Source organism: Gelidibacter mesophilus DSM 14095 (assembly GCF_000423005.1).
In the GTDB taxonomy this organism is placed as follows: Bacteria; Bacteroidota; Bacteroidia; order Flavobacteriales; family Flavobacteriaceae; genus Gelidibacter; species Gelidibacter mesophilus.
On the sequence record NZ_AUHD01000001.1, the window covers coordinates 781,570 to 788,082 of the forward strand.

3 protein-coding genes and 1 pseudogene are annotated in these 6,513 nt (G+C 37.7%); all 4 read left to right on the plus strand.

Translation table 11 applies throughout. From position 1 onward, the window contains the following. Window positions 1–11: 11 nt before the first annotated feature. Window positions 12–1,871 carry a family 43 glycosylhydrolase gene (locus G525_RS0103440; RefSeq protein WP_245577718.1) on the plus strand — a complete coding sequence of 620 codons (1,860 nt, stop codon included), beginning with the start codon at window positions 12–14 and terminating at the stop codon, window positions 1,869–1,871. 197 nt (window positions 1,872–2,068) lie between these two features. Next, entirely contained in the window at window positions 2,069–4,873 is a 2,805-nt protein-coding gene (locus G525_RS0103445) for a helix-turn-helix and ligand-binding sensor domain-containing protein (RefSeq protein ID WP_051209724.1), read from the plus strand. 237 nt (window positions 4,874–5,110) lie between these two features. Further along, window positions 5,111–6,178 carry a carboxypeptidase-like regulatory domain-containing protein gene (locus tag G525_RS0103450; protein WP_027124916.1) on the plus strand — a complete coding sequence of 356 codons (1,068 nt, stop codon included), beginning with the start codon at window positions 5,111–5,113 and terminating at the stop codon, window positions 6,176–6,178. A gap of 35 nt (window positions 6,179–6,213) precedes the next feature. Further along, window positions 6,214–6,513 (plus strand): annotated as a pseudogene (locus G525_RS21985) (IS1595 family transposase); the annotation flags it as partial.

Here is a 6,513-nt window from a genome sequence, read left to right on the forward strand (position 1 = left end):
ACTATTTGATTATGATTAATTCACTTAAAATGCTGGGTATATGCTTTTCTCTAGTCTTGCTCATAGGCTTTAAGGAAAGCGCTGAAGATAATGGAACATCGGAGGAAGATCAATCGAAGACTACCGTCGAAAACAGCAAAAACAACTTTACGACCTATTGTAATCCCATCGATATTGACTATTCCTATATGTCGCATTACCGGGCCAATAACAATGTGTCCTACCGGTCAGGGGCAGATCCGGCCGTGGTGAACTTTAACGGCCGCTTTTATATGTTCGTGACCCGCTCCCACGGCTATTGGGCTTCAGACGATATGAGCAACTGGAAAATCATCAAACCACAAAGTTGGTATTTTAACGGCTCCAATGCGCCCGCAGCCGCAGTGAAGGACGGAAAGATTATTATTTTGGGAGATCCATCGGGGAGAGGTGCGGTCATTGAAACCGACAATCCTGAATTGGGCGATTGGAAAACCAACTATGCCGTCATCAACATGCCACACGACACACAGGATCCCGATCTTTTTGTGGATGATGATGGCAAAGTGTATCTCTACGAAGAATCGTCAAACAAATGGCCAATTCGCGGTATCGAATTGGATGCCGACAACTATTATGTTCCCTTGGGCGAACAGGTGGATCTGTTCAACCTCAATCCGGAGAAACACGGGTGGGAACGTTTTGGACAGGACCATAAATCTGATTTAAAACCTTTTATTGAAGGGCCTTGGATGGTAAAACACAATGGGACCTATTACCTCGAATACGGCGCTCCCGGAACCCAATGGAACGTGTATGCTGATGGGGTGTACACCAGTAAAAATCCGCTGGGCCCCTTTGAATATGCACCCTATAATCCTATTTCCTATAAACCGGGAGGCTTTTTGAAAGGCTCTGGCCACGGCAGTACGGTCAAGGACAATAATGGCAATTACTGGCATTATTCCACTATGGCCATTTCCGTAAACTTCAAGTTTGAACGTCGTCTAGGCATGTATCCCGCAGGGTTTGAAGAAAACGGCCAGATGTACGTCAATACCGCTTATGGTGATTATCCGCATTTCCTTCCCGACACCAAAGTGGAAAACCATAAGCAACGTTTCACGGGCTGGATGTTATTGTCCTATAACAAACCCGTAAAGACCAATTCGCCCTTGGTGGAAAAGGAGCTCAACGTCGTGGATGAAAGCGAAGAAGGCTATATGCAGGAGCAGATCAAGGATTTTAATATCGACAAGATCAATGACGAAGAGATCCGTAGCTATTGGGTTTCCGAGAGCAACAACGATTCCATCTATATTGAGATGGACCTGTTGAAACCGATGGATGTGAGCGCTCTTCAGATCAACTTCCAGGATTTTAACAGTGAGATTTTTGGACGGCCGGAGGGCATCAAACAGCAATTCGTCATTGAGTCGTCTTTAGATGGAAAAGAATGGGAAGTTGTTGTGGATTATTCAAAAAACTCAAAAGATATTCCCCATGCCTATATTCAATTAAAAAATGCTGTTGAAGCGCGTTATATCCGCTATAATCATGTGTTTTGCACCAATAAGTATTTGGCCATCTCTGAGTTGCGAATTTTCGGAAAAGGAAAAGAAGCCAAGCCGCAAACCCCTTCCAATTTTAAAGTTACCAGACAACAGGATAGACGCAACGCCAACCTCACTTGGGATGAGGTCAACGACGCCACAGGTTACGTTATTTATTGGGGGATAGAAAAAGATAAGCTCAACCTAAATGCCATGATGTACGACCATCCAGATTATGAATTACGCGCGTTAACTACGGATCAATCGTATTATTTGCAGGTGGAAACGTTTAATGAAAATGGGATTTCAGAGCGAAGTGAGATTGTATTTATAGAATAGCTTCTCTTAAATCTGTTTAAAGGAAATTAAGGGTATGAAAAAGGAGGATATTTCAGGTTACGCGTGAGACTTCGGTAGATGATCCGTTGTATAAATTTCCGAGGAAGAATATTCTGAAAACTGAAAACCTTTGCATTATAGTTTGGAATTTGTAATTTCCACCTATATTAAATGTTACACCGTGCAAAGTCTCAATTTTGAAAGTTAAATCAATCATCTTATACATCCAACTCTTGTTTTCAACAGTGTTGATTGCGCAAGAGTTGCCTCCCATTACTACTTACCAACCGCAGCAATATGGTGCTGAAAACCAAAATTGGAGTATTTCCCAATCGGATGAGCACTATATTTATGTTGCAAACAATAAAGGACTTCTTGAATTTAATGGGGCGGAATGGCAATTGTATCCTACGCCAAACCAATCCGTTTTGCGTTCGGTAAAGGTAATTGATGACCTGATCTATACAGGATGTTATATGAACTTCGGGTATTGGAAACGCAATGCATTTGGAAGCTTGGACTATACGTCAATCTCTGATGAACTGGAAATACCGCTTATTGAAGACGAGCAGTTTTGGAACATCCTGTCCATGGATCACTATATTCTCTTTCAGTCCTTAAATAGAATTTATATCTACAATTTAGACGATCAAAGTTATAAAATAATTGCTGCTCAGAGTACGATTACTAAAATTTTCAGAGTGGACGATACTGTGTATTATCAAGTCTTTGGAGAAGGTATTTATAAAATTGAAAGTGGTCAATCGGTGTTATGGATTGACAATGTGGTTTTTTTAACCAATGTTATCGTCAATATGTTTAGTCATAATGGCGATTTATTGATTGAAACGCAAGAACAGGGGTTTTATAAATGGAATGATGGACGTCTCTATGATTGGGATATACCTGCCAAAAAAATGATCGACAACTTGAGCGTGTACAATAGTATAATGCTTAAAAATGGTGATTTTATATTAGGAACTATCTCCAATGGCATGATTTACTTGACCCACTCTGGAGAGATTTCTTATACCATTGATCAGGCAGATGGGCTTTCTAACAATACGGTGCTGGGTCTGTTTGAGGACAACAACAATAATATTTGGTTGGCTTTGGATAATGGCATCAACATCATCAACATAAAATCGGCATTAAGTATCTATAATGATAAAAATGGTGATTTAGGTACGGTTTATACCTCGACACTTTATGATGGGAATTTATATTTAGGTACTAATCAAGGACTTTTTTATAAAGCCATCGATTCCGCCGATCGTTTCAAATTTATTCAGGGTACCAAAGGGCAGGTGTGGAGTTTGAATAAAATTGGGGACACCCTCTTTTGCGGTCATAATTTAGGAACTTTTGTAATTAAAGGTGATCAGGCACAATTGATAGCATCCATTCCAGGAACTTGGGATGTACAATCTTTTCTAGACAATGACAATCTAGTTATTCAAGGTAATTATAGTGGGCTACATTTCCTACATCGACAAAATGGACAATGGACCTATAAAAATAAATTGGAAGGCTTCAATATTTCTTCTAAGTATTTTGCTGTTGTAGATTCGCTGAGATTCTTAGTAAGCCATGAATATAAAGGTGTTTTTGAAATTTCAATAAATGAAGATTGGACTCAAGTACAATCGGTTATAAAAGATACGTCTGTAGAGAAAGGTTTTGGTTCAAGTTTGATCACCTATTTGGATGACGTTTTATACGCCTATGAGAAGGGCGTATTTGTATACGACAAACAGCAGCGACAATTTGAAAAAGATAGTGTGTTGAGTAGTATTTTTACATTAGGAGCATATACCTCCGGTAAACTGATTTCAGATACCCAGCATGATAGACTTTGGGGTTTCTCAGATAAAAATATCTCCTATGTGTATCCGGGTAAATTCAGTGCGAAACCTATTATATCAAGAATTCCTCTCACAAAGTCCTTAAGAAAGGACATGACTGGTTATGAAACCATTTCTTATCTATCAGATGGCAATTATCTCTTTGGGACATCGTCAGGTTATATTATTATAGACCTCAATAAGATAGATCTTAAATCTTATGATATTGCCATCAACTCCATATCTAATTATGCCATCAATGGCGAGGCATTTTCTGTGGATATGACCAAATTCTCCAATTTTGGTAATAATGAAAACAATCTTCAATTTACCTATAGTGTGGCCGAGTTTTATAAGTATTTACAAGCAGAATATCAGTATAAACTCGTTGGGTATTATGACGAATGGAGTTCGTGGTCTTCTGAGTCCTCGGTATTGTTTAAAAATTTACCCTATGGTCAATATGCTTTCAAGGTACGTTCAAAGGTGGGAAATAACCTTTCCAATAATGAAGCTATTTATAAATTTGAAATTGCTAAGCCCTGGTATCTTTCTAATTTAATGCTGATTCAATATTTATTAGGTTTTATCACTTTGGTGGTTATGGTCCATTCCTTATATAGACGTTATTATAAAAAGCAAAGAGAAAAATTGATGTTGAAAAATAAACGCGACTTGGAATTAAAGGAACTTGAGATAGAGCAACAATTGATGCAACTCAAAAACGAAAAGCTTGTTCTTGATATAGACAACAAAAACAGGGAATTGGCAATTTCTACCATGAGCCTGATTAAGAAGAATGAGTTTTTGAATCAAATCAAGGAAGAATTAAAAAACACCGAAAATCAGAAAAGTGTAAAGCCGGTCATCAAGATTATTGACAAAAATATAAATACTACAGACGATTGGACGTTTTTTCAAGAAGCTTTCAACAATGCCGATAAAGATTTCTTTAAAAAGGTAAAGAGCAAACACCCCAAATTAACCCCTGATGATCTTAAACTCTGTGCTTATCTCCGGTTGAATCTTTCTTCTAAGGAGATTGCACCTTTGTTAAATATTTCCCATAGAAGTGTGGAGGTGAAGAGGTATAGATTACGGAAAAAGATGGATTTGCCCCATGAAACGAGCTTAACAAATTATATCTTGGAATTGTAGAGGTACTACACCTTTATAAATCACCCATACATTACCACAACATGACCTCTTCTTCACTATAGCTGTTACGATATCGTGATAAATTTTAAAAACTGCGTAATTAGCGAATCTGTGGGGCTAATTTTGGTTATATCGCAATTAAAATGACAATTTTATGTCATGTATATTCATTGTTGTGGTGACTTTTATTTTTTTAATAATTGAATTGTCTAAGTTTATACAATAAAGTTTTAAACTATGATAACAAAATTTCTCTCATTTTTAATTCTCCTTTCTACAACCTTGGCAATTGGTCAAACAATCAATGTTAAAGGAACTGTAAAGGATTCAGAAAGCGGCCAACCTCTTATAGGAGTAAATGTCATTGTTAAGAATACCTCAAAAGGTGCTTCTACTGATTTTGATGGTAACTTTAGCATAGATGCTGTTGGCATAAATTCGGTATTGGTGTTCTCTTATGTAGGTTTTCAAAATCAAGAAGTAAAGGTTTTTAATGATCAACCCATGACCATTGTATTAAAAGAAGACGCAGAAGCCCTTGGTGAAATTGTAGTCATTGGCTACGGAACGCAAAAAGTTACGGATGTTTCTGGTGCTATTTCGACGGTGAAGTCGGAAACAATTGAAAACTTAAAACCGTTAAGAGTTGAAGAAGCTCTTCAGGGCAATGCTTCAGGTGTTGCGGTGGTGCAAGGAGGCGCTCCAGGAAGTAAGCCCACAGTATTAATACGGGGTATTCCGTCATTTACTGGTACTGATCCGGTTGTTATTATTGATGGAGTTCCTCAAACCCTTGATGACTTAAATTCGATTAACTCTGCAGACATTCAATCTATAAACATTTTAAAAGACGCAGCGTCAACGGCTATTTATGGTGTTAAAGGAGGGAATGGTGTAATTGTGGTAACCACTAAGGGTGGTAGAAGCAATGAAAAGACAGAGTTTTCATTTAATACTTACACAGGTATTCAATCTGTAGATAGAAAAATAGGGCTATTAAATGCTTCAGAGTACGCTACTATAATTAATGAAGGTAGTGCAGTATCTGGAGGGAATTTAATATTTTCAGATCTTTCTACTTTAGGAGTTGGTACAGATTGGCAAGATGAAATTTTTAAAGATGCTCCGGTAACATCATATACCCTCTCTGCTCGCGGTGGATCAGATAAAGTAGGTTATTTTTTATCCACGGGTTATTTAAGGCAAGGGGGTATAGTGGGCGGTATGGATAAATCCAATTTTAATAGATTGAATGTCACGGCCAACATTGATTTCCAATTAACATCTATAGAGGTCAGTATCTAAATACATATCTTTATTGTCAGTAAACATATAATATTATGGATATTTTTAAAGGTCAAAATCTTCTAGAGTTCTCTGATCGGTTCAAAACCGATGAAGATTGCAAGAAATACTTAGCTTCAATTAAATCAAATATGGGCTACAAATGCTTGAGATGTAATCATACTGCCTGCCAAGTTCGCAAGGATTTTGCAAGACAGTGCAATATCTGCGGACATATTGAATCTACCACGGCCAATACGCTTTTCCACAAGGTTAAATTTGGAGTTCGCAAAGCATTTTTTATTTGTTTTGAAATGGCTTCATCAACCAAGAGCCTATCTGCACGCTATATGGGT

Bases quoted from the DNA above. Each gene is read 5' to 3' on its own strand.
- G525_RS0103450 (WP_027124916.1), top strand. From the start codon at position 5,111: ATGATAACAAAATTTCTCTCATTTTTAATTCTCCTTTCTACAACCTTG.
- G525_RS0103440 (WP_245577718.1), top strand. From the start codon at position 12: ATGATTAATTCACTTAAAATGCTGGGTATATGCTTTTCTCTAGTCTTG.